The organism is Micromonospora sp. RTP1Z1 (assembly GCF_033804685.1).
Lineage (GTDB): Bacteria > Actinomycetota > Actinomycetes > Mycobacteriales > Micromonosporaceae > Micromonospora.
This window is the reverse complement of sequence record NZ_JAPFQV010000040.1, coordinates 33981-60041: the sequence shown is the minus strand read 5'-3', so window position 1 is coordinate 60041 and position 26061 is coordinate 33981. Positions and strand designations below refer to the sequence as shown.

Below are 26061 nucleotides of genomic sequence, written 5' to 3'. Positions count from 1 at the left end.
CTCGGCGGCCGCGCACGCGGCGAGCGGGGCGCTGCCGCTGGCCGGCGACGGCCCCGGCCTGCGCCGGGACGTGGACACCGCGGCCGACCTGGCCGCGGCCGCCCGACTCGGCCTCGGCCCGCGCACCGCGGCGCTGCTCGGGGCCGGCGCCGCCGCCACCCCGGCCTGACCCGCCCGGTGTACGGTGCTGGCATGCAGGGCACGGTGGCCACCTACGACGCGTCGACCCGCAGCGGGGTGCTGCTCCTCGACGACGGCACCGAGCTGGCCTTTCCGGCCCGCGCCTTCGACGCCTCCGGGCTGCGCCTGCTCCGGCTCGGCCAGCGGGTACGCATCGACGTCGATGCGACGGGCGCGGTGGTCCGGGTGACGTTGCCGACGATGGCCTGATCACCCCGGCCAAGTTCATTTTGCGTTAACCAAAAACGGGTGATTATGAGCAGGTGAGCACCCCTCGCGAGCAACCCGACCGCCCGCAGCACGCCACCGACCCGGCTGAGCCCCGCAACGGCGCCCGCACCCGCGACGTCGACGGCCGCTTCCGTACCCTCCACGCCCCGGAGGAGACCCCGCTCCGGGAGCCGGACTCCCCCGACGCCGCGGCCGCCTCGGCCGGCCTGGAGGAGGTGCTCGACCCGGTCACCGGGCCGGACCTCCGCCCTCCGGCCGGTGCCGACGCCGAGCCGTCACCGGCGCCGCCGCTGCCCGAGGACCGGTTCCTCAACCGGGAGCTCTCCTGGCTGGACTTCAACGCCCGGGTGCTGACGCTGGCCGAGGACCCGCGTACCCCGCTGTTGGAGCGGGCCAAGTTCCTGGCCATCTTCGCCGGCAACCTGGACGAGTTCTACATGGTGCGGGTCGCCGGGCTGAAGCGCCGGCTCTCCGCCGGCCTGCCGGTCCGCGGCGGGGACCGGCTGCCGCTGCGGACCCAGCTGGAGCTGATCGCGGAGCGGACCGCCGACCTGACGGCCCGGCACGCCGGCTGCTTCGTCGACGACGTGCTGCCGAAGCTGGCCGCCGAGGACATCCGGATCCTGCGCTGGAGCGAGCTGGACGACCCCGAGCGGGAGCGGCTGCGCACCTGGTTCCGGGAGCACATCTTCCCGGTGCTCACCCCGCTCGCCGTCGACCCGGCGCACCCGTTCCCGTACATCTCCGGGCGGTCGCTCAACCTGGCCGTGTCGGTACGCGACCCGGACGGCGGGTCGGAGCTCTTCGCCCGGGTGAAGGTGCCCAACAACGTGCCCCGGTTCGTGCGGGTGGCGCGGGACTCCCCGGGCGTGCGGTTCCTGCCGGTGGAGGACCTCATCTCGGTGCACCTCGGGCAGCTCTTCTCCGGCATGCAGGTGGTGGAGTGCCACCTGTTCCGGGTCACCCGCAACGCCGAGGTGGAGGTCGACGAGGACCGCGACGAGGACCTGCTCCAGGCCCTGGAGCGGGAGCTGGCCCGGCGCCGGTTCGGCCCGCCGGTCCGCCTGGAGGTCACCGCGTCGATCTCCGACCGCATGCTGGAGCTGCTCGTCCGCGAGCTGGACATGGACGGCCAGGACGTGCTGCGGGTCCGCGGCCTGCTCGACCTCTCCGCCCTCTGGCAGGTGTACGGCGAGGCGGACCGCCCGGCACTGAAGGACCCGCCGTTCGTGCCCGCCACCCATCCCCGGCTCGCCGAGGGCGAGGTGCCGCGCAGCGTCTTCGCCACGCTGCGGGACGGGGACGTGCTGGTGCACCACCCGTACCACTCGTTCGCGACCAGCGTGCAGCGCTTCATCGAGCAGGCCGCCGCCGACCCGAACGTGCTCGCCATCAAGCAGACCCTGTACCGGACCAGCGGCGACTCCCCCATCGTCGACGCGCTGGTCGACGCCGCCGCCGCCGGCAAGCAGGTGGTGGTCCTGGTCGAACTGAAGGCCCGCTTCGACGAGGTGGCCAACATCGGCTGGGCCCGCACCCTGGAACGCGCCGGCTGCCACGTCGTCTACGGCCTGGTCGGGCTGAAGACCCACTGCAAGACCGCCCTGGTGGTACGCCAGGAGGGCAATCAGATCCGCCGCTACTGCCACATCGGCACCGGCAACTACCACCCGAAGACCGCCCGGCTCTACGAGGACTTCGGCGTGCTCACCGCCGACCCGGAGATCGGCGCCGACCTGACCGACCTGTTCAACGTGCTGACCGGGTACAGCCGGCAGACCGCCTACCGGCGGCTGCTGGTGGCGCCGCAGGGCATCCGCAGCGGCCTGCTCGAGCGGATCGAGCGGGAGATCCACCACGTCCGGCTGGGCATGCCGGGGCTGGTGCAGTTCAAGGTGAACTCGCTGGTCGACGAGGGGATCACCGATGCGCTGTACCGGGCGTCCCGCGCCGGGGTCCACGTCGACCTGCTGATCCGGGGCATGTGCACGCTGCGGCCCGGGGTGCCGGGGCTGTCGGAGAACGTCCGGGTCCGCTCGATCCTCGGCCGGTTCCTGGAGCACTCGCGGATCTTCCGGTTCGGCAACAACGGCGACGCCGAGTTCTGGATGGGCTCGGCCGACCTGATGCACCGCAACCTGGATCGCCGGGTGGAGGCGCTGGTGCAGGTGAGCGACCCGGTCGCCCGGGCCGAGCTGGACCACGTGCTGACCACCGCGATGAGCCCGGAGGTGGAGGCGTTCGAGCTGGCGGGGGACGGCACCTGGACCCGGCGTACCGGCACCGACGACGCACCCCTGACGCACCTGCAGGAGTTGCTGCTGCAACGGGTCGGCGGGACGGCTGGCTGAGCGGGCCACGGCGGGCACCGGCCGGGCTTACGGTGGGCGGATGACGGACGAGGAGCCGGTGGGCATCCGGGCGGCCGGCGGGGTCGCCTGGCGGCCGGGTGCCCGTGGCGTCGAGGTCTGCCTCGTGCACCGGCCCCGGTACGGCGACTGGTCGCTGCCCAAGGGCAAGCTGGAGTCCGGCGAGCACCCGCTCCTGGCGGCGGTCCGCGAGATGGCCGAGGAGACCGATGTCCGGGCGGTGCCGCAGGTCCGGCTGCCTACCGTCCGCTACCGCAGCGAGGGCCGTCCCAAGCGGGTGGACCACTGGTCTATGCGGGCGGTGACCGCCGGCGGTTTCCAGCCGGACACCGAGGTCGACGAGGTGCGCTGGCTCCCCGTCGACGAGGCGATACGCCTGGTCAGCTACCCGCACGACGCCGAGGTGCTCGCCGCGTTCGCGGCGCTGCCGCCGGTGACGGCCACGGTGCTGCTGGTCCGGCACGCGCACGCCGGCAAGCGGGGCACCTGGTCCGGGCCGGACACCGGCCGGCCGCTGGACGCCACCGGGTGGGCCCAGGCGCAGGCGCTGGCCGGGCTGGTGGCCCTGGTCCGCCCGGTACGCCTGCTGTCCGCCTCGGCCCGCCGCTGCCTGCAGACCCTGGATCCGGCCGCCGCTCTGCTGGACCTGCCGATCGAGGTGGTCGGCGACTTCGACGAGCCGAAACCCGGCCAGCAGCCGGAAGAGTGCGCGCTGGCCGCCGCCGCGTGCCTCGCCGCGCTGGCCGCCGCCGGGGAGCCGGTGGCGGTGTGCAGCCAGGGCAGGGTGCTGCCGGCGGCCCTGGAACGGCTGGCCGGGCGGGCGGGCGACTTCACCACCCCGAAGGGCGGCGGGTGGCTGCTCGCCTTCACCGGTGACCGCCTGCTCGCCGCCGACCGGCTCTGAGCCGCCCCGGCCGCCTGGCGGGACCGGCGGCGCGGTCAGGGCAGGGTCAGGGTGACCGCGACCGGGAGGTGGTCGCTGGCCGTACCGCCGCCTTTTTTCGGAACCGACGGGGGTGTTCGGCACGGCGATTGTGCGTGCGGCCCGGGTCGTCGGTCAACGGGGGCGCTGCGGTCGTACGCGAAAAGGGCGCCCACCACGACGGTGGGCGCCCTCCGGGTCGGAGCCGGTCAGCGCCGGGCGGCCGCCTTCTTGGCCGGCGCCTTCTTCGCGGGCGCCTTCGCGGGCGCCTTCTTGGCCGCCGTGCTCTTGGCGGCGGTGGTCCTCTTGGCCGCGGGCGCCTTCTTGGCCGCGGGCGCCTTCTTCGCCGCGGGCGCCTTCTTGGCCGCGGGCGCCTTCTTGGCCGCGGCCTTGGTCGCCGCGGCGGTCTTCTTCGCCGGGGCGGCCTTCTTGGTGGCTGCGGTGGTCTTGGCGGCCTTCGCCGCGGTGGTCTTCTTGGCGGCGGCAGCCGTGGTGGTCTTCTTCGCGGCGGTCACCTTGGCCCCGGCCGCCTTCGCGGCGGTGGTCTTGGCGGCGGCCGCGGCGGTCTTCTTGGCGGCGGCCGTGGCCTTCGGCGCCTTGCCGCTGGCCACCATCTCCTTGAAGCCGGCGCCCGGGCGGAAGGTCGGTACGGAGGTCTTCTTGACCTTCACCGCCTCACCGGTCCGCGGGTTACGCGCTGTTCGGGCGCCCCGGACGCGCTTTTCGAACGCTCCGAATCCGGTGATCGCCACCTTCTCGCCCTTGGTGACCGCCGCCTGGACCTCAGCGAGAACCGCGTCGAGCGCGGTCGACGCCGTCTTCCGGTCCCCCAGGCGAACGGCGAGCGCCTCGATGAGCTCGGCCTTGTTCACGACTTCCTCCCGACGATTGTGCAACTGACTCGACGCGAGCCATTCTGCGCGCACGGTATGCCCGATGCTGCCTGGACACAAACATTCGGTGGAAAAAAGCCCTTGCGTCGTAACGGATTCGCCCCTACCGGCCGGGCCGGTAGGGGCGAAAACCGATGTGGGGTCCGGCGTACGGCTATGCCACCGACGGCAGGAACGACGGCCGGGACGCCTCGAAGGCACTGATCTCGGCCGAGTGCCGGAGGGTGAGTCCAATGTCATCCAAGCCCTCGATCAGCCGCCAGCGACTGTGGTCGTCCAGGGGGAACGCCCAGGTGGCGTCCCCGGCCCGGACCTGGCGGGCGGTGAGGTCGACGGTGATCGGGGTGGTCGGGTCGGATTCCACCAGACCCCAGAGTTCCTCGACGGCTTTCAATTCCAGCTCCACCGGAAGGAGTCCTTCCTTGAGCGCGTTGCCGCGGAAGATGTCACCGAAGCGGGGAGAGATCACGGCGCGGAAGCCCCAGTCCCGCAGCGCCCAGACGGCGTGCTCCCGGGAGGAGCCGGTGCCGAACTCGGGACCGGCGATGAGAATCGACGCACCGGAATGGGCGGGATCGTTGAGCACGAATGCTCGGTCCTCCCGCCACGCGTTGAAGAGCCCGTCCGCGAAACCGGTCCGGGTCACCCGCTTGAGGTACACGGCGGGGATGATCTGGTCGGTGTCCACGTTGGAGCGGCGCAGCGGCACGGCGGTGCCGGTGTGGGTGGTGAACTTGTCCATCGCGAGCAGCTGCCCTTCTACAGGTCGGCGGGGGCGGCCAGCCGGCCGACCACGGCGGTGGCGGCGGCGACCGGCGGGGACACCAGGTGGGTACGCCCGCCCCGGCCCTGGCGGCCCTCGAAGTTGCGGTTGGAGGTGGAGGCCGAGCGCTGGCCCGGCGACAGGGTGTCCGGGTTCATCCCGAGGCACATGGAGCAGCCGGCGAAGCGCCACTCGGCGCCGGCGTCGGCGAAGACCTTGTCCAGCCCCTCCGCCTCGGCCGCCTCCCGCACCGCGGCCGAGCCGGGGACCACCAGCATCCGTACGCCGTCGGCGACCCGGTGCCCGCGCAGTACGTCGGCGGCGGCGCGCAGGTCCTCCAGCCGACCGTTCGTGCAGGAGCCGACGAAGACCACGTCCACCGCCAGGTCGCGCAGCGGGGTGCCCGCCTTGAGGTCCATGTACTCCAGCGCCCGCCGGGCGGCGGCCCGCTCGGACTCGGTGACGAACTCCTCCGGGTCCGGCACGGCGGCGCCCAGGGGCGCACCCTGCCCGGGGTTGGTGCCCCAGGTGACGAAGGGGGTGATCCGGCTCGCGTCCAGGGTCACCTCGGCGTCGAAGGTCGCGCCCTCGTCGGTGGGCAGCGTCCGCCAGTAGTCGACCGCCGCGTCCCAGTCCGCGCCCTGCGGCGCGTTCGGCCGCCCCTTCAGGTACCCGAAGGTGGTCTCGTCCGGCGCGATCATGCCGGCCTTGGCGCCCCACTCGATGGACATGTTGGCGATCGTCATCCGCCCCTCCATGGAGAGGTTCCGGATCGCCTCGCCCCGGTACTCCACGATGTGGCCCCGCCCACCGCCGGTGCCGACCTGGGTGATCAGCGCGAGCACGAGGTCCTTGGCCGTCACGCCCGGGGCGAGCTGGCCGGTCACGGTCACCGCCATCGTCTTCGGCCGGGCCTGCGGCAGCGTCTGGGTGGCCAGCACGTGCTCCACCTCGCTGGTGCCGATGCCGAAGGCGAGCGCGCCGAACGCGCCGTGGGTGGCGGTGTGCGAGTCGCCGCAGACGATCGTCATGCCGGGCTGGGTGAGGCCGAGCTGCGGGCCGATGACGTGCACGATGCCCTGGTTCTCGTCGCCCAGCGGGTGCAGCCGTACGCCGAACTCGGCGCAGTTGCGGCGCAGCGTCTCGATCTGGGTGCGGGAGGTGGGGTCCGCGATGGTGAGCAGGTCGCCGCGCCGCTCGCGGAACGCCGGGTCGGCGTACCCGGTCGGGGTGTTGTGGTCCTCGGTCGCGATCGTCAGGTCGATACGACGGACCGGGCGGCCGGTCAGCCGCAGCCCGTCGAAGGCCTGCGGACTGGTGACCTCGTGCAGGAGGTGCAGGTCGATGAAGAGCAGATCCGGCTCGCCGGCGGCGGATCGTACGACGTGCGCGGCCCAGACCTTCTCGGCCAGGGTCCTCGGCTCAGGAGTGACTCCCACCATCTGGACATCCTAAATTCTGGGAGGTAAGTTTCGGCTTGTGGGACACAGTATGAGCGGTGTCGGCGTTCTCGACAAGGCGGTGGTCATCCTGGCCGCCTGTGTCGACGGCGCCAGCCTCGCCGAACTCGTTGAACGGACCAAGCTGCCCCGGGCCACCGCGCACCGGCTGGCACAGGCGTTGGAGATCCACCGGATGCTGGTCCGGGACACCCAGGGGCGCTGGCGCCCGGGGCCCCGGCTCGGGGAGCTGGCCAACGCCGCGCCGGACGTGCTGCTGACCGCGGCGGAGCCGCTGCTCTCCGCGCTGCGCGACGCCACCGGGGAGAGCGCGCAGCTCTACCTGCGCCGGGCCGACGAGCGGATCTGCGTGGCCGCCGCCGAACGGGCCAGCGGCCTGCGGGACACCGTGCCGGTCGGCTCGGTGCTGCCGATGACGGCGGGCTCGGCGGCGCAGATCCTGCTCGCCTGGGAGCCGCCGGAGGCGGTGATGCCGCTGCTGCCCCGCTCGAAGTTCACCGGCCGCACCCTGGCCGAGGTACGCCGCCGCGGCTGGGCGCAGAGCGTCGCCGAGCGGGAGGCCGGTGTGGCGAGCGTCTCGGCCCCGATCCGCGACCGCACCGGCCGGGTGATCGCCGCGGTCAGCATCTCCGGCCCCATCGAGCGCCTCGGCCGCCGCCCCGGTGAACGCCACGCCATGGCCGTCGTACGAGCCGGCCAACGCCTCTCCGGCCTCTGACCCCCACCCCCGCACCCCTGGGATATTCAGGGCCGGGCGGGAGGCGAGGGGTTGGTAAGGCGAACGGCCCGCCTCGCGGAGCGAGACGGGCCGTTCGAGCTGTAGCCCCGACCGGATTCGAACCGGCGCTACCGCCTTGAGAGGGCGGCGTCCTGGGCCACTAGACGACGGGGCCAGGCACTTTTCCTGCTTTACCGCGCTGACGAGCAGCGCGGCAGTAGTCTAGCCGCACCGGATCCCCGCGGCGAAGACGGGGTGGACAGCCGCGACCACGGGAAGACGGGGGATCCGAGCCACAGCCAGCCCGGACATGAAGAAGCCCGCCCCACCGAGATGGGACGGGCTGTCAACGCTGTAGCCCCGACCGGATTCGAACCGGCGCTACCGCCTTGAGAGGGCGGCGTCCTGGGCCACTAGACGACGGGGCCAGAACTTTTTGCTTCCTCGCTCTGGTGGCGAGGAAGCTGCACTCTATCAGAGCTCGACCGCTGCCCCTCGCGAGGAGGAACGGAGCGGAACTCCGCCAGAATCCAGCGACCCGGGATTCTCGCGAACCCACGGCTGCGCTGGGGTACCAGGACTCGAACCTAGACTAACTGAACCAGAATCAGTCGGGCTGCCAATTACCCCATACCCCATTGGCCCCTTGCGGCGCCGGGAGTGAACTTTACCCTCCCGGTGCCGACAGGCCAAATCCAACCCCCCGAACCGCACGTGACCTGCGAAAACGAGGCGTCGGACGGATCAGACGACGGGCACCACCGGGTTGGTGAGCTCGCCGATCCCCTCGATCCGCACGGTGACCGTATCCCCCTCGGTGAGCGGGCTAACCCCCGCCGGGGTGCCGGTCAGCACCACGTCGCCGGGGAGCAGCGTCATCACGTGCGAGATGTACGACACCAGGGCCGGCACGTCGAAGACCATGTCCTTGGTCCGACCGAGCTGGCGTACCTCCATCTCCTCCGGGTCGCGGCCCACCTCACACCGGATCTCCAGATCGGAGACGTCCAGCCCGGTGGTGATCCACGGACCGATCGGGCAGAACGAGTCGAAGCCCTTGGCCCGCGTCCACTGCCCGTCCGAGCGTTGCAGGTCCCGGGCGGTGACGTCGTTGGCGCAGGTGTACCCGAAGATCGCCCGCTCGGCGGCGGCCCGGTCGGCCCGGCGCGCGCCCGGGGCGCCGATCACCACGGCCAGCTCCGCCTCGTGTTCGACCTGCTTGGAGAAAATCGGCAGCCGGATCGCGTCGCGCGGCCCGATCACCGACGTGGACGGCTTCAGGAAGAGCAGCGGCTCCTTGGGCACCTCGCTGCCGTGCTCGGCGGCGTGCTCGGCGTAGTTGCGGCCCACGCACACCACCTTGCTGGGCAGGATCGGCGAGAGCAGCCGGACGTCGGAGAGCGCCCACCGGGCGCCGGAGAACTGGACCTGGCCGAACGGGTGCCCCTCGATCTCGGCGATGGTCAGGCCCTGCAGCCCGACCCCCGACTCGCCCTCGACGACCCCGAACGACATTCCCTTGGCATGAGCAAAACGAGCGATACGCACCCGGCCAATCTATCCCCGACCACGGGCGCGGCACGCCCGCGTGCGACCACCGGCACGTTGCCGGGCCCAACCGGAGCGGCCGGCGGCAGGGTATGCGGTCGGCCCGCCGGCCGGGCGGGAATGCCGACTTCGTACCCGCCCGGCGGTCCCGGCCCCATAGCTTCGGGTCCGGAGGTGCGTTCGTATGCCTGCATCGAGACGACACCACAGAGCCCTCGCAGTGTTCGTGAACTGCCTCGGCGTCCTCGCCGCCGCGCCGGCGCTGACCGGCACGGCACCCCGAGCGGCGGCCGCACCCGGCGCGCCGCCACCCCGGGCGGTGGCGCAGGTCGCGCCGGCCGCCACCGGGACACCCGCGGTGCCGGCCGGCACCGGGATCCCCGCGGCGCCGCCCGCGGTGGCGCCGACCTCGGCGGCGCCGGTCCCGCAGTCGATGCCACCGGTCACCGTGCGGGTGGCGCCGGCCGGCACGCCGATGCCGGCGTACCGGATCGAGGTGCGCAACGGCGGGAGCAGCATGGTCGAGACGACGGTACGGCAGGAGCTGCCGGCCGGGACGTCCGCGACCACCGTCACCGGCGGTGGCCGGGCCAGCCGCCTGACCGGGGCGTCCACCGCCGGCGAGGTGACCTGGCGGCTCCGCCTGCCGGCGCGGAGCACCACCACGCTGAACACCGCGCTCTCCATGACCGCGCCCGGCCGCCCGGTCACCGCGCCGGCCTGCGCGTACGGCACCGACGGCACCCGGCCGTACGACTGCTCGACCGCCACCTGGAGCGCGGCCCCGGTACCGGCTGCGAAGGTGACCGCGGCGCCCGTCTGGCGCCGGCCGCCGGTGCTGCTCGCGGCGCTGGCCGCGGTCCTGGTCGTCACCGCCGGCGTGCTCTGGTGGTGGTGGCAGCGCCGCCGGCAGCGCTCCGCGACGCCGGTCGGCACTCCGCCGGGCGGCACCGCGCCGACCAGGACCGCGGCGCCGGCTGGCGACCCGGCGGACGGCGGGAAGCTCTACACCCGCGCGGCGCTGCCCGCGCCGGCGGGGGCACGGCGCCGCAGACCGCCGATCTGGCTGGTGGTGGGGGTGGCGGCGGTGGTGCTGGCCGGCGTGGTGGGCGCGGCGGCCTGGACGGCCACCCAGCGGGTCGCCGCGATCGACACCACCAAGCAGCCGACCAGCGGCGCCTGGATGGGCCGGAGCGTCACCGGCACGGTGGGCGTGCCGCTGCGCGAGTCGGCGTTCGAGTTCACCGTCTACCGGGTCGCCTGCGCGGCAACCGGCCAACTGCCGGCCGCCGTCTCCGGGGGCCGGCAGTGCCAGGCCACCGTCGGGGTGCGCAACCTCACCCCGGAGCAGCAGACCTGGCACGGGCAGCTGCAGCGGGCGTACCTGGCGGGGGGCAACTGGGTCAGCACCGACGAGACCGCCACCCGGGTCGCCAACCTGGGGCGGGACGTCTTCGCCCAGCCGGTCGCCGGGGGCAGCCGGGTGGTGCTGCCGCTGGTCTTCACGGTCGACGGCAGCCAGCCGCCGAAGCAGTTGGAGCTGCGCAGCGGGGTCTTCTCCGCCGGGGTCCGGGTGGACGTGCCCTGACCGGCGGCCGGGCGGCGGTCGTACCCTGGGGTCCGTGACCGCCGCCCTCGCCCCCGCCGCCGCGCTCGACGTGGCCGACTGGCAGGCCCGTCGGCGCGCCCACGAGCAGCGGGTGGACGCCTGGCTCGCCCCGCACCTGGCCCGCCGGCGCACCGGGGTGAAGCACCCGGTGGAGGACTTCCTCTTCACGTACTACTCGCACCGCCCCGCCCAGCTGCGCCGCTGGCACCCGGGCGCCGGGGTGGTGCTGCGCGACGCGGACCCGGCCCAGTTCGGCCGGGACTACCGGGCCACCGCCGCCGGCCTCACCCTCGACACCGATCGGGTACGCGCGCGGCGTGCCGAGTCGGTCGACTGGATCCGTACGCTGCTCGCGGCGACCGCCGGCCGGCCGGCGCACCTCGGCTGCTTCGGCATGCACGAGTGGGCGATGGTCTACCGGCAGACCCAGGACGAGGTACGCCACAACGCCTGGCCGCTCCGGCTGAGCCCGGCTGCGACCGCCGCCGTCGTCGAGGAGCGGGGCGTGCGGTGCAGCCACTTCGACGCGTACCGGTTCTTCACCGCGCCGGCCCGGCCGTTGAACCTGCTCACCCCGACCCGGGAGAGCCAGCACGCGCTGGAGCAGCCGGGCTGCCTGCACGCCAACATGGACCTCTACAAGTGGGCGTACAAGCTCTCCCCGCTGGTGCCGGGCGAGCTGGTCGCCGACTGCTTCGCGCTGGCCCGGGAGATCCGCACGCTGGACATGCGGGCCAGCCCGTACGACCTCGCCTACCTCGGGTATCCGCCGGTGCGGGTGGAGACCCCGGACGGCCGGGCCGAGTACGCCGCCGCGCAGCGCGGTGTCGCCGACCGGGCCGGCACACTGCGGGCGCGGCTGCTGGCCGCCCTCGACTGAGCGACTGGGCCGGTCAGCCGGCCCGCGTCCCCCGCGGCCGTAGAGCCGGCGGGCGCGCGGGTTGAAGGCGACGACGGGACCGCCCGCACGCCATTTTTCCGGTCAGTCGCCGTCGACGCGGCGGTCGCGTTTGCGCTGGGCCTGACGCTTCTTGTCGGTCAGCCGCCGCTCCTTGGCGCGCCGGGACGGGCGGGTGGGGCGGCGCGACTTCGGCGGCGGTGCGATCGCCTCCCGCAGCAGGGCGACCATCCGCTCCCGGGCCGCCTCCCGGTTCGCCAACTGCGCCCGGTGCTCGCTGGCGGCGATGGTCAGCACGCCGTCGACCAGCCGGCCGGCCAGCCGTTGCAGCGCCCGGTCCCGCAGCGGCTCGGGCAGGCTGGGCGAGGCGGCCAGGTCGAAACTGAGCTCTACCCGCGAGTCGGTGGTGTTGACGCCCTGCCCGCCCGGGCCGGAGGAACGGGAGAATCGCTCCCGCAGCTCGCCGCCGGGGACCACCACCCGGTCGGTCACCCGCAGTCCGTCGTCCACCCCCCGAGGCTATCGTCCGGCGGGTCGGGTCGGGGCGGGGGTCAGGGTCGGCGTGGGAGTCGGGCCGGCCCGCTCGTGGTCCGAGCTCGTGGCCGCGTACGCCGCGGCGCCCACCAGCAGCAGCGCGATCACCCCGACCTTGGTGAAGACCGCACGGATCGCCAGCCAGGCGGTCCGCCGGGCACCGGGAACCGTGCTCTTGATGACCTTGTAGTCCGTCCACCCGCGCTTCGCGCGGGCGTACGCCGCGCCGACTCCGCATCCGATCAGCAGGCCCACCAGCAGGAGGGCCGCGATGACAGCTTGCTCCACCCACGCCAGTATCCATACTCAGCGTAATATTTCCATGCCCCGATGGTCGCCCGCCGGGTATCCGACAGTTCTCCCGATCCGGGTGCGCGCTCCGCAGGCAGGGCCGCGGGGCCGGTCAGCCGCCCCGGCCGATGATGGTGTCGGCGGTCTGCTGGACCTGGTCGATCGGGATGGCGAACCCGATGCCGATCGAGCCGTTGCCGTCGATGGTGGCGATGGCCGTGTTCACCCCGACCACCTCACCGCGGGCGTTGACCAGCGGGCCACCGGAGTTGCCGGGGTTGATCGACGCGTCGGTCTGCACCGCGGTGTGCCGGCCCGAGCCGATCCGCACCTGCCGGTTCAACGCGCTGACGATGCCGGCGGTCACCGTGCCGGCCAACCCCAGCGGGGAACCCACCGCGAGCACCGGCTCGCCGACCCGGACGGAGTTCGGCTTCGCCAGCGGCAGCGGCGTCAGCCCCGCCGACGCGGGCACCTTCAGCACGGCCAGGTCGCTGCTCGGCTCCCGCCCGATCACCTCGGCGGTGAACCGTCGGCCGTCCGGCAGCTCCACCGTCACCGGCCCACCGCCACCCCTGGCCAGGATGTGGTCGTTGGTGACGATGTGCTGCTGGTCGTCGATCGCGAAGCCTGAGCCGGTCGCGGACGACCCCGAGGCCCCGCCGACCATCACCGAGACCACCCCCGGCACGGTCTTCTGGGCGGCGGTGACCAGCTCCGCCGGGACCGGCGCCGCCGAGGCCGCGGCGGGCCCGGGCGCGTCCCGGCCGGCGACCCACCCGCCGGCCGCCGCACCGCAGATGCTGGAGAGGGCCACCACCGCCAGCGCGGTCAGCCACCGGCCGGGCCGGCGCCGCCCCGGATCCCGGTCCGATCCCGGTACGTCCCAGCGTCCGCGCCCTTCCGGATCGAGGTCCGGGGAGATGAACCAGGGACCGCGTGGCTCCCCCAGTCCGGGCTGCACTGTCATCCGTGCGCTCCTCACGTGTCGTGCGGCATCAGGTGCGGTCAGCACGTGTCCGTGCCGCGGTCAGGGCAGGCGCGAGAACCACCGCAGCGATCCGGCCGCGGCGCCCATGGCGAAGACCAGTCCCAGGCCGATGAAGCGGGCGGAGATGTCCTGCCGCTCCTTGCGGTAGCCGACCGAGGTGCCGATGTCCTCGTAGACGGCGCGCAGCTCGGCGGTGGTCGACGCCTCGTGGAAGCCGCCGCCGGTCTCGTCGGCGACCGCCTTGAGGGTCTGTCCGTCCACCGGCACCTGGATCGCCCGGCCGCCCCGGTCGACGGAGCCGGACGGGGTGCCGAACGAGATGGTGTGCACCGGCACCTTGACCGCGACCGCCTGCGCGGCCGCCTCCATCGGGTCCATGCCGGAGGTGTTGGCCCCGTCGGAGAGCAGGATGATCCGGGCCGGCGGGGGATCCTTGGCCGCGTTGCTGTCCAGGCTCTTCACCGCCCCCAGCGAGGTGCTGATCGCCTCCCCGATCGCGGTGCCCTGAACCCCGGTGATCCCCTCGTTCAGCCGCTCGATCCCCTCGTGCAACGCCTCCCGGTCGGTGCCCGGCGGCACCAGCACCGCCGCGCTGCCGGCGAAGGCGACCAGCCCCACGTTGAACTCGTCCGGCAGGCCGTCGACGAAGCGCCGGGCGGCCTCCTTCGCCGCGCTCAGCCGGTCGGGGTCGACGTCGTTGGCGAGCATCGAGGTGGAGACGTCCACCGCGACCATCACCGTGGCCCGCTCCCGGGGCACCCGCACCTCGGCGCTGGGCCGGGCGAAGCCGACCACCAGCAGCGCCAGCATGGCGAGGAACAGCCCCGCCGGGACGTGCCGGCGCCAGGCCGGCCGCTGCGGGGCGACCCGGTCCAGCAGGCGCAGGTTGGTGAAGCGGACGGCGTACCGGCTTCGGCGGCGCTGCATCACCAGGTAGCCCGCCACCAGGGCGAGCACCCCCAGCAGCAGCCAGAGCCGGGCGGGCGACTGCCAGTTCACGCGGCACCTCCCCGGGCCGCGGCCGGCACGGCGGCCAGCCGACGCTGGGAATGCACGTGCCGGACGATGTCGACGCTCCAGTCCCGGTCCGTACGCAGCGCCAGGTGGGTCGCCCCGGACCGGCGCAGCGCGGCGCGTACCTGATCGCGCTGGGCGGCGGCGGCCTCGGCGTACCGCTCCCGCAGGGCCCGGTCGCCGGTCCACACCTCGCGTCGCCGGCCGGTCTCCGGGTCGACCAGGGTGATCAGGCCGACGTCCGGCAGCTCCAGCTCGCGCGGGTCGGTCACCTCGACGGCGAGCACCTGGTGCCGGACGGCCAGCCGACGCAGGGCCGCCTCCCAGGGCGGGGTGCCGGCCGGGTCGTCGGGCAGCCCGTCGAGGAAGTCGGAGACGACCACGACCAGCCCGCGCCGGTTCGCCGCCCGCTGCACGCCGTCGAGCCCGTCGATCAGCGTGGGCGGCACGAGCGGAGCCGTCTCCTCGTCGTACCCGCCGGCGCGCGGGGCGGCCAGCAGCGCACGCAGCAGCCCGAACAGGTGGGTACGGCCGCTGCGGGCCGGGAACCGGCGCAGGCCGTCCGGGCCGAGCACCTGCGCGCCGAGGCGGTTGCCGACGCCGGCGGTGAGGAAGCCGACCGCGGCGACGGCGGCCACCGCGAGTTCGCGCTTGTCCAGCGCGGCGGTGCCGTACTCCATGCTGGGACTGGCATCCACCAGCAACCAGGTGGTCAGCTCCCGGTCGGCGTCGACCTCGCGCACGTGCGGGACGGTGGTCCGGGCGGTGACCGCCCAGTCCATCCGACGGACCTCGTCCTCGCCGGGGCGGTACTCCCGGCTGCCGGCGATCTCGCTGCCCGGACCGGGCAGCAGGCCATGGTGCTGCCCGTGCAGCAGCCCGTTGAGCCGGCGGGTCACGGTCAGTTCCAGCCGGCGCAGCCGCTGGTCGGGAGTGAGGTCGGCCAGGCCGGGTTCGGCCGGTAGGGGCGGGAGGGGGCGGCGCCTCATGCCGCCGCCAGGTCGGGCGCCACCTCGGGGTGACCGGCGGCGACCCGGGGTGGCGGCACCGCCTCGACCAGCCGGCGCACCACCGCCTCGGCGGGGACCCCGTCGGCGACCGCGTCGAAGGAGAGCACCAGCCGGTGGGAGAGCACGTCCACCGCCAACTCCCGGACGTCCTCCGGCAGCACGTACTCGCGGCCACGCAGCAGCGCCTGGGCCCGGGCGGCGGCGACCAGGCCGAGGGTGGCCCGGGGACTCGCCCCGTACGCCACCAGCGGTGCGAGCTCGGGCAGGCCGAACCGGCCGGGGTCCCGGGTCGCCAGGATCAGCCGGACGACGTACTCGGCCAGCGCGTGGTGCACGAAGACGTGGCCGGCGCGCCGCTGCAGCTCGCGCAGCCGGTCCGGGTCGAGCACCTGCCGGGGGGTGGGCCGGTCGGCGCTCATCCGGTAGAGAATGGCCAGCTCGTCGGCGTCGCTCGGGTAGTCGACGACGACCTTCATCAGGAACCGGTCGCGTTGCGCCTCGGGGAGCTGGTAGACGCCCTCCGACTCGATCGGGTTCTGGGTGGCGAGCACCAGGAACGGGTCGGGGACCGGCCAGCTCCGCCCGCCGATCGAGACCTGCCGCTCGGCCATCGCCTCCAGCAGCGCCGACTGCACCTTGGCCGGGGCCCGGTTGATCTCGTCAGCGAGGACGAGGTTGGCCATGATCGGACCGAGTTCGACGTCGAAGGTCTCGGTGGAGGCGCGGTAGATGCGGGTGCCGACGATGTCCGAGGGGACCAGGTCGGGGGTGAACTGGATCCGGGAGAAGGTGCCACCGACGACCCGGGCGAGGGTCTGGGCGGCGAGCGTCTTCGCCACGCCCGGCACTCCCTCGAGGAGGCAGTGCCCGTTGGCGATGAGGGCCGTGAGCAGGCGTTCGACGAGGCGATCCTGCCCGACGATCACGCGTTTGACCTCGAAGAGGGTCTGGTCCAGCTCGACGCCGCTCGCATCGGCATCGACCGGGCTGGGCACGCTGGCCAGGGTGTCCGAGATGTCCGTCACGGTGCTTGCTTCCCGGCCGGCGGTGGGGCAAACGTCGGATTATCAGCCCCTCGGCGACCCTTCGTCGCCCGGATCGGGGCAAACTCCCCCGCCCGGTCGGTAACCGCGCGGGCGGTACGCCCCGACGCAGGGCGTCCCATACGGCGCTGGCCCCCGCCGGGGCGGGGGGCAGCACGATGGGTGCGTCGCTCAGTTGGCGACGACCAGGTGCAAGGCCGGTACGGTGGACGCGGTGACCACGGGGACGCGTCAGGGACGGATCGAACGGCGAGGCCACCGGGTGGCGACGGCGGCGTGCTGGCTCGGCGTCGTGCCCGGGGCGGCCTGGGCGGCGCTCCGGCTCGCCGGGCTGGAACGGGGACCACTCGTACAGGCGGTCGCCTTCACCCCGTACGTCGCCGTCGGGGCGCTGGCCCCGCTCGTGCTGGCACTCGCCCTGCGGCGCCGCTGGCCCGCGGTGGTCGCGGCCGTCGCGGCGCTGGCGTTGATCGGCGTGGTGGCGCCCCGCGCCTTCGCCGCCGGCCAGCCGGGGGCCGACGGCCCCACCCTGCGGCTGCTCACCGCCAACCTGCTCAAGGGCGGCGCCGACCCGCGCACCCTGGTCGACCTGGTCCGCGCGCACCGGGTCGACGTGCTGACCGTGCAGGAGTTCACCCCGCAGATCGCGGCCGAGCTGGACCGGCGGGGGCTGGCCGAGCTGCTGCCCTACCGGCAGCTCAACCCCGAGGTGGGCACCACCGGCTCAGGTATCTACGCCCGCTTCCCGCTCGCCGAGGTGGGGGTGCGCCGCAACCAGGGCTTCTTCTTCACCCAGGCCTACGGGACCCTCGCCGTACCGGGCGCGCCGCCGCTGCGGGTCGAGTCGGCGCACCCGGCCGCCCCGTACGCCGTCGAGGTGGTCCCGGACTGGTGGACCGACCTGCGGGCGCAGCCACCGGCCACCCCGCACGGCCGGCTGAGCGTCCTGGCCGGCGACTTCAACGCCACGCTGGACCACGCCCCGCTGCGCGCCCTGATCGCCACCGGGTACGCCGACGCCGCCGATCAGGCCGGTGCCGGCCTGGCCGGCACCTGGGGCCCCTACGACGGCGACCCGATCCCGCCGGTCACCATCGACCACGTCCTGGTCGACCACCGCATCGCCGTCCGGTCGGTCACCGTCCACGATGTCCCCGGCAGCGACCACCGCGCCGTCCTCGCCGAGATCCGCCTGCCCGCCGCCTGACCGGCGTCACACCCGCGCGCGGTCCAGCCCGTAGGTGAGGGCGTCGACCAGGGCGTGCCAGGACGCCTCGACCACGTTCGGGTGGACGCCCACCGTGGTCCAGTCGCGGCCGGCGCCGGCGGTCTCCACCAGCACCCGGGTCACCGCGCCGGTGCCGTGGCTGCCCTCCAGGATGCGGACCTTGTAGTCGGCCAGCTCGAACTCGCGCAGCTCCGGGTAGTGCCGGGCCAGCCCGACCCGCAGCGCCTCGTCCAGGGCGTTGACCGGGCCGTTCCCCTCGGCGGTGGCGATCACCCGCTCACCCCGGACCCGGATCTTCACGGTGGCCTCGGAGATGACCGCGCCGTCCTCCCGGTGCTCCACCAGGACCCGATAGGACTCCAGGGCGAACGGCCGGGGCACGGCCCGGTCCGGCAGCTCGGAGCGGACCAGCAGCTCGAACGAGGCGTCGGCCGCCTCGAACGACCAGCCGCCGGCCTCCAGCTCCTTGACCCGGCTGGTGACCCGGGACAGCGCCTCCGGATGGCCGGCCAGGTCCACGCCCAGCTCGCGGCTCTTGAGCTCGACGCTGGCCCGGCCGGCCATCTCGGTCACCAGGATCCGCATGTCGTTGCCCACCACCGACGGGTCCACATGGTTGTAGAGCAACGGGTCGACCTTGATCGCGCTCGCGTGCAGCCCCGCCTTGTGGGCGAAGGCGGCGGCCCCGGCGTACGCCTGATGGGTGTCGGGGGCGATGTTGGCGATCTCGGCGATGGCGTGCGAGACGCGCACCATCTGTTCCAGGCAGCCCGCCGGTAGGACGGGCAGCCCGAGCTTGAGCTGGAGGTTGGCCACGACCGCGAAGATGTCGGCGTTGCCGGGGCGCTCGCCGTACCCGTTGGCGGTGCCCTGGAAGTGCCGCACCCCGGCCTCGACGGCGGCGATGGTGTTGGCCACCGCGCAGGCGGTGTCGTTCTGGCAGTGGATGCCGAGCAGCTCCGGGTCGACCCCGGTGCGCGCGGTGAGGTCGGCGATGGCGGCGGTGATCTGGGACGGCAGCATCCCGCCGTTGGTGTCGCAGAGCACCATCCGCTCGGCGCCGGCCGCCAGCGCCGTCTCCACCACCGCGGCGGTGTACGCCGGGTCGTGCCGGTAGCCGTCGAAGAAGTGCTCGCCGTCGACGAAGACCCGGCGCCCCTCGGCCACCAGGTGGGTGACCGTGTCGTGGATCATCGCCAGGTTCTCGGCGGCGGTGGTGCGCAGCGCCCGCTGCACGTGCCGCAGGTCCGCCTTGGCCACCAGGGCGACCGCCGGGGTCCGCGCGTCCAGCAGGCCACGCACCTGCGGGTCGGCGTCGACGGCGACCCCGGCCTTGCGGGTGGCGCCGAAGGCGACCAGGATCGCGTGCCGCAGCTCCAGCTCGGTGCGGGCGCGCCGGAAGAACTCGGTGTCCTTCGGCACGGCGCCCGGCCAGCCGCCCTCGATGAAGCCGACCCCGAAGTCGTCGAGCAGGCGGGCCACCGCCAGCTTGTCGACCACCGAGTAGCTGAGCCCCTCGCGCTGGGCGCCGTCGCGCAGCGTCGTGTCGTACACCTGGAAGGTCATGGAAGTCCTCTTCTCGAACCACGGGGGCAACAAAAAGACCCCCCGCGGGATGCAGGAGGTCTGCGCGCTCGGCGAGAGGGAAGGCCGGCGCGCTAGCTGCCAATAATCAGGACGGAGCTGGTCACGATCGGTACTTTGCCACCCCGGCCGTGGTTTTGGGAGGCACAATCCACATATCGGGACCCCGTGATCGACTTCACAAGTCGTCCGACCGCCACCAGGCAAAAACATCGCTGCGGAAGTATCTGGAACCGATCCAGTTACCGGCCTCGCGCCGCTGACAAGCCGCTGCCAAGGAGGACCCGTGCTCACTGTCGGTGACCGCTTCCCCGAGTACGAACTCACCGCCTGTGTGTCGCTCGACGCCGACAAGGCGTTCGAGACGATCAACCACAAGTCCCACCAGGGCAACTGGCGGGTGGTCTTCTTCTGGCCGAAGGACTTCACCTTCATCTGCCCGACGGAGATCGCCGAGTTCGGCCGGCTCAACGGCGAATTCGCCGACCGGGACGCCCAGGTGCTCGGCGTCTCCGTGGACAACGAGTTCGTCCACTACGCCTGGCGCAAGGACCACCCGGACCTGCGCGAGCTGCCCTTCCCGATGCTCAGCGACATCAAGCGCGAGCTGACCGCCGACTGCGGGGTGCTCGGCGAGGACGGCGTCGCCCAGCGGGCCACCTTCATCGTCGACCCGGACAACGAGATCCAGTTCGCCATGGTGACCGCCGGCTCGGTCGGCCGGAACGTCTCCGAGGTGCTGCGGGTGCTCGACGCCCTGCAGACCGACGAGCTCTGCCCGTGCAACTGGAACAAGGGCGGCGCGACCCTGGACGCCACCACGCTGCTCGCGGGCGCCGGTGCCTGACGTGGGTCTGGACGCGGTCAAGGCGGCGCTGCCCGAGTACGCCAAGGACATCAAGCTCAACCTCGGCTCGACGGTCGGCGCCTCCACGCTGACCCCGCTGCAGGCCTGGGGCACCGCCCTGGCCTGCGCGGTGGCGGCCCGCAACCCGGTGGTGCTGCGGGAGATCGCCGCCGAGGCGGCCACGCAGCTCAAGCCGGAGGCGATCGAGGCGGCCAAGGGCGCCGCCACGATCATGGCGATGAACAACGTCTACTACCGGGCCAAGCACCTGATCGGCGACGAGCAGTACGCCTCGATGCCGGCCCGGCTGCGGATGCAGATCATCGCCCGGCCCGGCGTGGAGAAGGCCGACTTCGAGCTCTGGTGCCTCGCCGTCTCGGCGATCACTGGCTGCGGGGTCTGCCTGGAGTCGCACGAGAAGACCCTGCGCGGCACCGGGTTCACCCGGGAGCAGGTGCACGAGGGGCTGCGGATCGCCGCCGTCGTGCACGCCGCCGCGGTGGCCCTCGACGCGGAGGCCGCGCTCGGCTGAGTCGTACGCCGACGGGGGTTGGAAAACCGACAGGTGGGTAGAAGTTCCTGTGCCAGCGGAAAACGCACTTTCCACGACGACTACGACAGTCGGGACAGGAGTTCTCTCATGGACAGGCTTGATCCGCACACCACGCACGGCACCACCGACCCGATGATCGCCGGCGGCGCGCCGGCCGGCGCGTTCGACCCGTGGCGCTACCGCGACGAGGCCGGCGTGGCCAGCGCCGACCTGGTGGGTTACAAGGTCGAGGCGACCGACGGGAGTATCGGCAAGATCGACAGCGCCAGCCACGTGGTCGACGACAGCTACCTGGTGGTGGACACCGGGCCGTGGATCTTCGGCAAGAAGGTCATGCTGCCGGCCGGCACCGTGAGCCACGTCGACCACGACGAGCGCAAGGTCTACGTGGACCGGGAGAAGGACCAGATCAAGGCCGCCCCGGAGTACGACGAGTCGAGCCACGCCGACCCGGCCTACCGGGACAAGCTCGGCGGCTACTACGGCGAGAACTACTCCGCGCTGCCGCCGGACGGCCCGGCGCGGGTCTGACGATTCGGCAGCCCGGTCCGACGATCGGGCAGAACGGCCGGTGGGGCGACGCCCCACCGGCCGTTACCGTGTCAAGGGTGGACGCCACCGAGATCAGCCGGAGCCTGTTCCCCGCCCTCTTCAACTTCCGCGACGTCGGCGGACACACCGGCCACGACGGACGTACCGTCCGCCGGGGCCGGCTCTACCGCTCCGACTCGCTGCACCGCATCGACGAGACCGACCGGGAGGCGTTCACCGCCCTCGGTATCCGGACCGTCATCGACTTGCGCCGTCCGGCCGAGGTGGAGCGGGACGGCCGGGTGCCCGCGTACGACGGGCTCACCTACCGGCACATCCACCCGGAGCACCGGGACTGGGCCGAGATCCGGTACGACCCGGGGCAGAGCCTCGCCCGCTACCTCGCCGACCTGTACGCCGACCTGGCCGAGACCGGCACCGCCGGGCTGGCCGAGGCGGTCGGCCTGATCGCCGACAGCGCCAACGCGCCGGTCGTGGTGCACTGCGTCGCCGGCAAGGACCGGACCGGCATCGTCTGCGCCCTCACCCTCGCCGTGCTCGGCGTCGCCGACGTCGACGTGGCCACCGACTACGCGCTGAGCACCGAGGCGTCGGCGCGGTTCAGCGCCTGGGTCGCCGCCACCACCCCGGCGGCCGAGGAGCTGCCCCCGCCGTTCCTCGCCTCCCCCGCCGAGGCGATGATGCTCTTCCTCACCGAGCTGCGCGCGGGGTACGGCTCGATGGAGGGCTACCTGCGCCACGCCGGGGTCACCGACCCGCAGCTCGCCGCGCTCCGCGACCACCTGCTCGACTGAACGCCGACGCGGCGTCGGCGCCCGCCGGGCCGAGGAGAGGCGAACTGCCAGCGCGACTGCCCGGGTGAGGGAACGCGAGCTACCGGCGCGCCCGCCGGGCCCAGGGGAATGCGAACGGCCGGCACCGTCATCGACGGTGCCGGCCGTTGCGGAATCCGTGCCGGTGGGCGGGGTTCGGTCAGAGCACCCGCTGCACCCAGCCGTGCGGATCCTCGACCCGGCCACGCTGGATGTCCACCAGCTGCTGCCGCAGCGCCATGGTGGACCGACCCGGCTCGCCGCCCCCGACGAGAAACTCGCCGTCCGGGAAGCGCACCTGACCGATCGGGGTGATCACCGCGGCGGTGCCGCAGGCGAAGACCTCGCGCAGCCGCCCGCTGGCCGCGTCCGCCTGCCAGTCGGCGAAGGTGATCGGCCGCTCCTCGATCCGGTGCCCGGCCGCAGCGGCCAGGGTGAGGATCGTGTTGCGGGTGATGCCCGGCAGGATGGTGCCGGTCAGCGGCGGGGTGACCAGGGTGTTGTCGTCGTAGACGAAGAAGACGTTCATGCCGCCCAGCTCGTCGATGAACCGGCGCTCGACCGCGTCCAGGAAGACCACCTGGTCGCAGCCCGCTTCGATCGCCTCCGCCTGGGCGACCAGCGAGGCGGCGTAGTTGCCGCCGCACTTCGCGGCGCCGGTCCCGCCCGGGGCGGCCCGGGTGTAGTCCGGGGAGACCCAGACCGTGATCGGCTTGACCCCGCCGGAGAAGTACGCCCCGGCCGGCGAGGCGATGACGACGTACAGGTACTCGTTGGCCGGCCGGACGCCGAGGAAGACCTCGCTGGCGAACATGAACGGCCGCAGGTAGAGGCTGGCGTCCTCGTGCTCCGGGATCCAGTCCCGGTCGATCTCCACCAGCCGGCGCAGCGACTCGACGAACGTCTCCTGCGGCAGCTCGGGCATCGCCAGCCGCTGCGCGGAGGCGGCGAAGCGGGCCGCGTTGGCCTCCGGGCGGAACATCGTCACCGCGCCCTCGGCGGTCCGGTACGCCTTGAGCCCCTCGAAGATCTCCTGCGCGTAGTGCAGCACCGCGCTCGCGGGATCCATCGGGATCGGCCCTCGCGCCTCGACCCGGGCGTCGTACCAGCCCTTCCCGTCGACGTACCGGATCGTCACCATGTGGTCGGTGAAGACCCGGCCGAAGCCGGGATTGGCCAGCAGGGCGGCCCGATCGGCGGCGGATACCGGCGCGGGATTCGGACGGATCTCGAAATCGAGCTTGTCACCACCGCTCATCGCGCTGACCTCCCTGGGGGTTGACGACATGCGGAAACCGCACGCCGGATCTGGTGCCAGAAACTTACCCCGAACGGTCGTTCAGCGGATAGCTCTGCCCCGGCAGATCGAGCGCGCCGAATGGCGGGCGCGAGCGTGGTGGCGCCGCCGCGAACGAGGTCGCGGGTGGGCCTGGAGCGGGTCTGGCAGCCCGGATCCGGGCCGGCGGACGGCCCGGTCAGGCTACGGCGTACCCGGCGAGCCGGTCGCCGACCTCGTCGGTGCGCAGCGGTACGCCCGGGGTCCGGCCGGCCAGCTCGGCGCCGACCGCGGCGGTGACCCGGGCCGCGGCGTCGGCGTGGCCGAGCTGGTCGAGCAGGAGCGCGGCGGAGAGCACCGCGGCCACCGGGTCGGCCACGCCCTTGCCGGCGATGTCCGGCGCGGAGCCGTGCACCGGCTCGAACATGGAGGGGTAGCGCCCCTCCGGGTTGATGCTGCCGCTGGCCGCCAGGCCGATGCCGCCGGTGACCGCGGCGGCGATGTCGGTGAGGATGTCGCCGAAGAGGTTGTCGGTGACCACCACGTCGTACCGCTGGGGCTGGGTGACCAGGAACATCGCGGCGGCGTCGACGTGCTGGTACTCGGTGGTGACGTCGGGGTGCTCGGCGGCGACCGCGGCGAAGGCGCGGGCCCAGAGCGAACCGGCGTGGGTGAGCACGTTGGTCTTGTGCACCAGGGTGACCTTGCGCCGCTCGCGGCGGCCGGCCCGGGCGAAGGCGTCCCGGATCACCCGCTCCACCCCGTGCCGGGTGTTCAGGCTCTCCTCGGTGGCCACCTCCGCCGGGGTGTCCCGGTGCAGCGAGCCGCCGGCGCCGGCGTACAGGCCCTCGGTGCCCTCCCGGACGACAACCAGGTCGACCTCGCCGGGCTTGACGGTGGCCAGCGGTCCGGACACCCCCGGCCAGAGCCGGGACGGGCGCAGGTTGACGTACTGGTCGAAGGCGAACCGGAGCTTGAGCAGCAGCCCCCGCTCCAGCACCCCCGGCGGGACGGTCGGGTCGCCGACCGCGCCCAGCAGGATGGCGTCGTGCCCGGCCAGCTCGGCCAGCACGGAGTCGGGCAGCACCTCGCCGGTGCGCTGGTAGCGTGCGGCGCCGAGGTCGTACTCGGTGGCCTCGACCCCGGGGAGCACGGCGTCGATGACCTTGCGGGCCTGCGCGACCACCTCGGGTCCGATCCCGTCCCCGGCCACCACCGCGATCCGTGCCACCTGGCGCTCCTCACCTCGTCGTTTCTCGTGAACGGTACGTCGCCGTCCCGTCTCCCGGTACGCGTCTTCCAGCATGCGGGACAGCGGAATGCTCAGCAGGCTCCCAGGTGGCATTCATGGTGCGGTCATCTCCACTGCCTAGGGTCGGTGGGGAACGGGTCACGGGGGCCCGTGACCGGCTTCGCCGCGGCGCTGCGGCGTCGTCAGCGAAGGAGCGGGTGAGATGCGGATCGACGAGCAACCACGGACCCGGTGGGTCGACGAGCAACCACGGACCCGGTGGGTCGACGAGCAACCACGGACCCGGTGGGTCGACCAGGGCGCGTTCCGCAGCCGCCGTCCCGACCTGCGGCTCGGCACCCGCAGCAACCGGCTGGACCGGGCCGGCGGGACCGCCGTCGACCGGATCGCCGTCCAGCACACCGTCCGCACCTCCACCGCCGAGTACTCGCTGCTGCTCAACGCGCCCGAATGGCTCGGCCGCCGGACCGTCGGGGAGGCACTCCGGGACGCCGTGGCCGAGCTGCGCGCCGTCGACCTCACCTACGGGCCGACCCGGCCGGACAGCCTGGTCTCCCGGCTGCGGCGCGGCGAGATCACCCCCGAGTCGTACCCGCCGCTGGCCGACCTGGTGGACCGCTGCGCCGCGATGCGCGCGGCCACCGACGGCTGGTTCGACGCCTGGGCGGTGCCCGGCGGCTTCGACCCGGGCGGCCTGCTCGGCGGCTGGGCGGTGGAGCGGGCCGCGGCCCGGCTGCGCGCCGCCGGCATCCACGACTACGCCGTGCTCAGCGGCGCCGACCTGGTGGTACGCGGCCACGCCGCGCACGGCGGCCCGTGGCGCGTGGCGGTGCACCACCCGACCGACGCCCGCCGGGCCCCGCTGGTGCTGGAGATGACCGCCGGGGCGGTGGGCACCTCCGGGGTCACCGGTCGCCGGGGCCACGTGGTGGATCCGCACACCGGTGAGCCCGCCGAACAACTGGTCGCCGCCACCGTCGTCGGTCCGGACCTCGCCGTGGCCGACGCCTACGCCACCGCGCTCTACGCCGCCGGCCCGGCCGGGCTGGCCTGGTTCCGCAACGGCGCGGACTACCGGGCGCTCTTCGCCCACCGCCGCCACTGACCCGCCCCGGCGCTCCCCTGGCCCCGATCGGCCGTTCTCGCATCACGGCCGCGCGAGGTGTGCAGGTTGCCGGTGGCGGGTGGCGGGTGGCGGGTGGCTCGGCGCGGGGTCGCGGGCTGCGCCGCGATCGGCCCCCACGGTCGCGGCAACGACCGTGGGGGTCGGTCAGCGACGAGTGCGCGTGGCTCGCGCAATCGAGGGGTGCGGACCGGTGGGCCGGACGTCCAACCACGTCACCCGAAGACGGGGCGACGCCGCGACTCAGCCAGCAACCGCACCGGTACGCTAGCGAATCGACGCAACTCGAGGCAAGAGTCTCCACAGCGGACCGTCACCACCCCCGGATCGACAGTCCACGACCGGCCTGCGGTGGGGCAG

At 73.5% G+C, this 26061-nt stretch carries 25 protein-coding genes, 3 tRNA genes and 1 pseudogene; 13 read left to right on the top strand and 16 right to left on the bottom strand.

Annotated features, from left to right (window positions below):
* From SLP03_RS20220 to SLP03_RS20205, 4 genes and pseudogenes are all read left to right on the top strand, one after another.
* Positions 1–169 (top strand): annotated as a pseudogene (locus SLP03_RS20220) (2-phospho-L-lactate guanylyltransferase); the annotation flags it as partial.
* A gap of 23 nt (positions 170–192) precedes the next feature.
* Positions 193–390, top strand: a complete 198-nt coding sequence (locus SLP03_RS20215; RefSeq protein ID WP_319462176.1) for a cold-shock protein — start codon at positions 193–195, stop codon at positions 388–390.
* A 53-nt stretch (positions 391–443) separates the two neighbouring features.
* Positions 444–2762 carry an RNA degradosome polyphosphate kinase gene (locus SLP03_RS20210; RefSeq protein WP_319462175.1) on the top strand — a complete coding sequence of 773 codons (2319 nt, stop codon included), beginning with the start codon at positions 444–446 and terminating at the stop codon, positions 2760–2762.
* A 40-nt stretch (positions 2763–2802) separates the two neighbouring features.
* On the top strand, positions 2803–3684 hold the full coding sequence (locus tag SLP03_RS20205; protein WP_319462174.1) for a bifunctional NUDIX hydrolase/histidine phosphatase family protein: 882 nt from the start codon (positions 2803–2805) through the stop codon (positions 3682–3684).
* Between the two features lie 227 nt (positions 3685–3911).
* On the opposite strand, the gene SLP03_RS20200 is transcribed toward SLP03_RS20205, so the two are convergent.
* The 3 genes from SLP03_RS20200 to leuC form a co-directional block, all read right to left on the bottom strand.
* Positions 3912–4574: an HU family DNA-binding protein gene (locus SLP03_RS20200; RefSeq protein WP_319462173.1), complete on the bottom strand. Its 663-nt coding sequence runs from the start codon at positions 4572–4574 to the stop codon at positions 3912–3914.
* 175 nt (positions 4575–4749) lie between these two features.
* On the bottom strand, positions 4750–5337 hold the full coding sequence (leuD, locus tag SLP03_RS20195) for a 3-isopropylmalate dehydratase small subunit (protein ID WP_319462172.1): 588 nt from the start codon (positions 5335–5337) through the stop codon (positions 4750–4752).
* A gap of 17 nt (positions 5338–5354) precedes the next feature.
* Positions 5355–6800, bottom strand: coding sequence for a 3-isopropylmalate dehydratase large subunit (gene leuC, locus SLP03_RS20190; RefSeq protein WP_319462171.1), 1446 nt, complete (start codon positions 6798–6800; stop codon positions 5355–5357).
* Between the two features lie 49 nt (positions 6801–6849).
* On the opposite strand from leuC, the gene SLP03_RS20185 reads away from it, so the two are divergent.
* Complete coding sequence (locus SLP03_RS20185) at positions 6850–7536, top strand: IclR family transcriptional regulator (protein WP_281584509.1); 687 nt, start codon at positions 6850–6852, stop codon at positions 7534–7536.
* 102 nt (positions 7537–7638) lie between these two features.
* Here the strand turns inward: SLP03_RS20185 and SLP03_RS20180 are convergent.
* From SLP03_RS20180 to SLP03_RS20165, 4 genes are all read right to left on the bottom strand, one after another.
* Positions 7639–7711, bottom strand: a tRNA-Glu gene (locus SLP03_RS20180).
* A 180-nt stretch (positions 7712–7891) separates the two neighbouring features.
* Positions 7892–7964 (bottom strand) — tRNA-Glu (locus SLP03_RS20175).
* 138 nt (positions 7965–8102) lie between these two features.
* Positions 8103–8174, bottom strand: a tRNA-Gln gene (locus tag SLP03_RS20170).
* A gap of 106 nt (positions 8175–8280) precedes the next feature.
* Positions 8281–9084 carry a fumarylacetoacetate hydrolase family protein gene (locus SLP03_RS20165; protein ID WP_319462170.1) on the bottom strand — a complete coding sequence of 268 codons (804 nt, stop codon included), beginning with the start codon at positions 9082–9084 and terminating at the stop codon, positions 8281–8283.
* A 184-nt stretch (positions 9085–9268) separates the two neighbouring features.
* Here SLP03_RS20165 and SLP03_RS20160 point away from each other — a divergent pair, with 184 nt between their 5' ends.
* Both SLP03_RS20160 and SLP03_RS20155 read left to right on the top strand, forming a co-directional pair.
* Positions 9269–10672 carry a hypothetical protein gene (locus SLP03_RS20160; RefSeq protein ID WP_319462169.1) on the top strand — a complete coding sequence of 468 codons (1404 nt, stop codon included), beginning with the start codon at positions 9269–9271 and terminating at the stop codon, positions 10670–10672.
* A 34-nt stretch (positions 10673–10706) separates the two neighbouring features.
* Entirely contained in the window at positions 10707–11573 is an 867-nt protein-coding gene (locus tag SLP03_RS20155; protein WP_319462168.1) for a 3-methyladenine DNA glycosylase, read from the top strand.
* Between the two features lie 102 nt (positions 11574–11675).
* Here the strand turns inward: SLP03_RS20155 and arfB are convergent, their stop codons facing one another.
* From arfB to SLP03_RS20125, 6 genes are all read right to left on the bottom strand, one after another.
* The gene (gene arfB, locus SLP03_RS20150) at positions 11676–12101 is read right to left on the bottom strand and encodes an alternative ribosome rescue aminoacyl-tRNA hydrolase ArfB (protein WP_319462167.1); all 426 of its coding nucleotides are present in this window, start codon (positions 12099–12101) and stop codon (positions 11676–11678) included.
* Between the two features lie 9 nt (positions 12102–12110).
* Positions 12111–12413 carry a hypothetical protein gene (locus tag SLP03_RS20145; RefSeq protein WP_319462166.1) on the bottom strand — a complete coding sequence of 101 codons (303 nt, stop codon included), beginning with the start codon at positions 12411–12413 and terminating at the stop codon, positions 12111–12113.
* A 115-nt stretch (positions 12414–12528) separates the two neighbouring features.
* Positions 12529–13386 (bottom strand): S1C family serine protease, encoded by an 858-nt coding sequence (locus tag SLP03_RS20140; RefSeq protein WP_319462165.1) that lies wholly within the window; start codon positions 13384–13386, stop codon positions 12529–12531.
* A gap of 60 nt (positions 13387–13446) precedes the next feature.
* Entirely contained in the window at positions 13447–14406 is a 960-nt protein-coding gene (locus SLP03_RS20135; protein ID WP_319462164.1) for a VWA domain-containing protein, read from the bottom strand.
* A complete protein-coding gene (locus SLP03_RS20130; RefSeq protein ID WP_319462163.1) occupies positions 14403–15410 on the bottom strand; it encodes a DUF58 domain-containing protein in 1008 nt (335 codons plus the stop codon). The genes SLP03_RS20135 and SLP03_RS20130 overlap by 4 nt, the downstream gene beginning before the upstream one ends.
* On the bottom strand, positions 15407–16456 hold the full coding sequence (locus tag SLP03_RS20125; RefSeq protein ID WP_319462162.1) for a MoxR family ATPase: 1050 nt from the start codon (positions 16454–16456) through the stop codon (positions 15407–15409). The genes SLP03_RS20130 and SLP03_RS20125 overlap by 4 nt, the downstream gene beginning before the upstream one ends.
* A gap of 232 nt (positions 16457–16688) precedes the next feature.
* Here SLP03_RS20125 and SLP03_RS20120 point away from each other — a divergent pair, with 232 nt between their 5' ends.
* Positions 16689–17681: an endonuclease/exonuclease/phosphatase family protein gene (locus SLP03_RS20120; RefSeq protein ID WP_413644567.1), complete on the top strand. Its 993-nt coding sequence runs from the start codon at positions 16689–16691 to the stop codon at positions 17679–17681.
* A gap of 6 nt (positions 17682–17687) precedes the next feature.
* Here SLP03_RS20120 and cimA read toward each other — a convergent pair whose 3' ends face one another.
* Positions 17688–19268, bottom strand: a complete 1581-nt coding sequence (gene cimA / locus SLP03_RS20115; RefSeq protein WP_319462161.1) for a citramalate synthase — start codon at positions 19266–19268, stop codon at positions 17688–17690.
* A 304-nt stretch (positions 19269–19572) separates the two neighbouring features.
* Here cimA and SLP03_RS20110 point away from each other — a divergent pair, with 304 nt between their 5' ends.
* From SLP03_RS20110 to SLP03_RS20095, 4 genes are all read left to right on the top strand, one after another.
* Positions 19573–20133 (top strand): peroxiredoxin, encoded by a 561-nt coding sequence (locus SLP03_RS20110; protein WP_319462160.1) that lies wholly within the window; start codon positions 19573–19575, stop codon positions 20131–20133.
* A gap of 1 nt (position 20134) precedes the next feature.
* Positions 20135–20665: a carboxymuconolactone decarboxylase family protein gene (locus SLP03_RS20105; protein WP_319462159.1), complete on the top strand. Its 531-nt coding sequence runs from the start codon at positions 20135–20137 to the stop codon at positions 20663–20665.
* Positions 20666–20773: 108 nt separating this feature from the next.
* The gene (locus SLP03_RS20100) at positions 20774–21217 is read left to right on the top strand and encodes a PRC-barrel domain-containing protein (RefSeq protein ID WP_413644564.1); all 444 of its coding nucleotides are present in this window, start codon (positions 20774–20776) and stop codon (positions 21215–21217) included.
* Positions 21218–21285: 68 nt separating this feature from the next.
* A complete protein-coding gene (locus SLP03_RS20095; RefSeq protein ID WP_319462158.1) occupies positions 21286–22032 on the top strand; it encodes a tyrosine-protein phosphatase in 747 nt (248 codons plus the stop codon).
* A gap of 178 nt (positions 22033–22210) precedes the next feature.
* Here SLP03_RS20095 and SLP03_RS20090 read toward each other — a convergent pair whose 3' ends face one another.
* Entirely contained in the window at positions 22211–23308 is a 1098-nt protein-coding gene (locus SLP03_RS20090) for a branched-chain amino acid aminotransferase (protein ID WP_319462157.1), read from the bottom strand.
* Positions 23309–23525: 217 nt separating this feature from the next.
* On the bottom strand, positions 23526–24557 hold the full coding sequence (locus SLP03_RS20085) for a 3-isopropylmalate dehydrogenase (protein WP_319462156.1): 1032 nt from the start codon (positions 24555–24557) through the stop codon (positions 23526–23528).
* A 223-nt stretch (positions 24558–24780) separates the two neighbouring features.
* Here SLP03_RS20085 and SLP03_RS20080 point away from each other — a divergent pair, with 223 nt between their 5' ends.
* Complete coding sequence (locus SLP03_RS20080) at positions 24781–25683, top strand: FAD:protein FMN transferase (RefSeq protein WP_319462155.1); 903 nt, start codon at positions 24781–24783, stop codon at positions 25681–25683.
* Positions 25684–26061 lie beyond the last annotated feature (378 nt).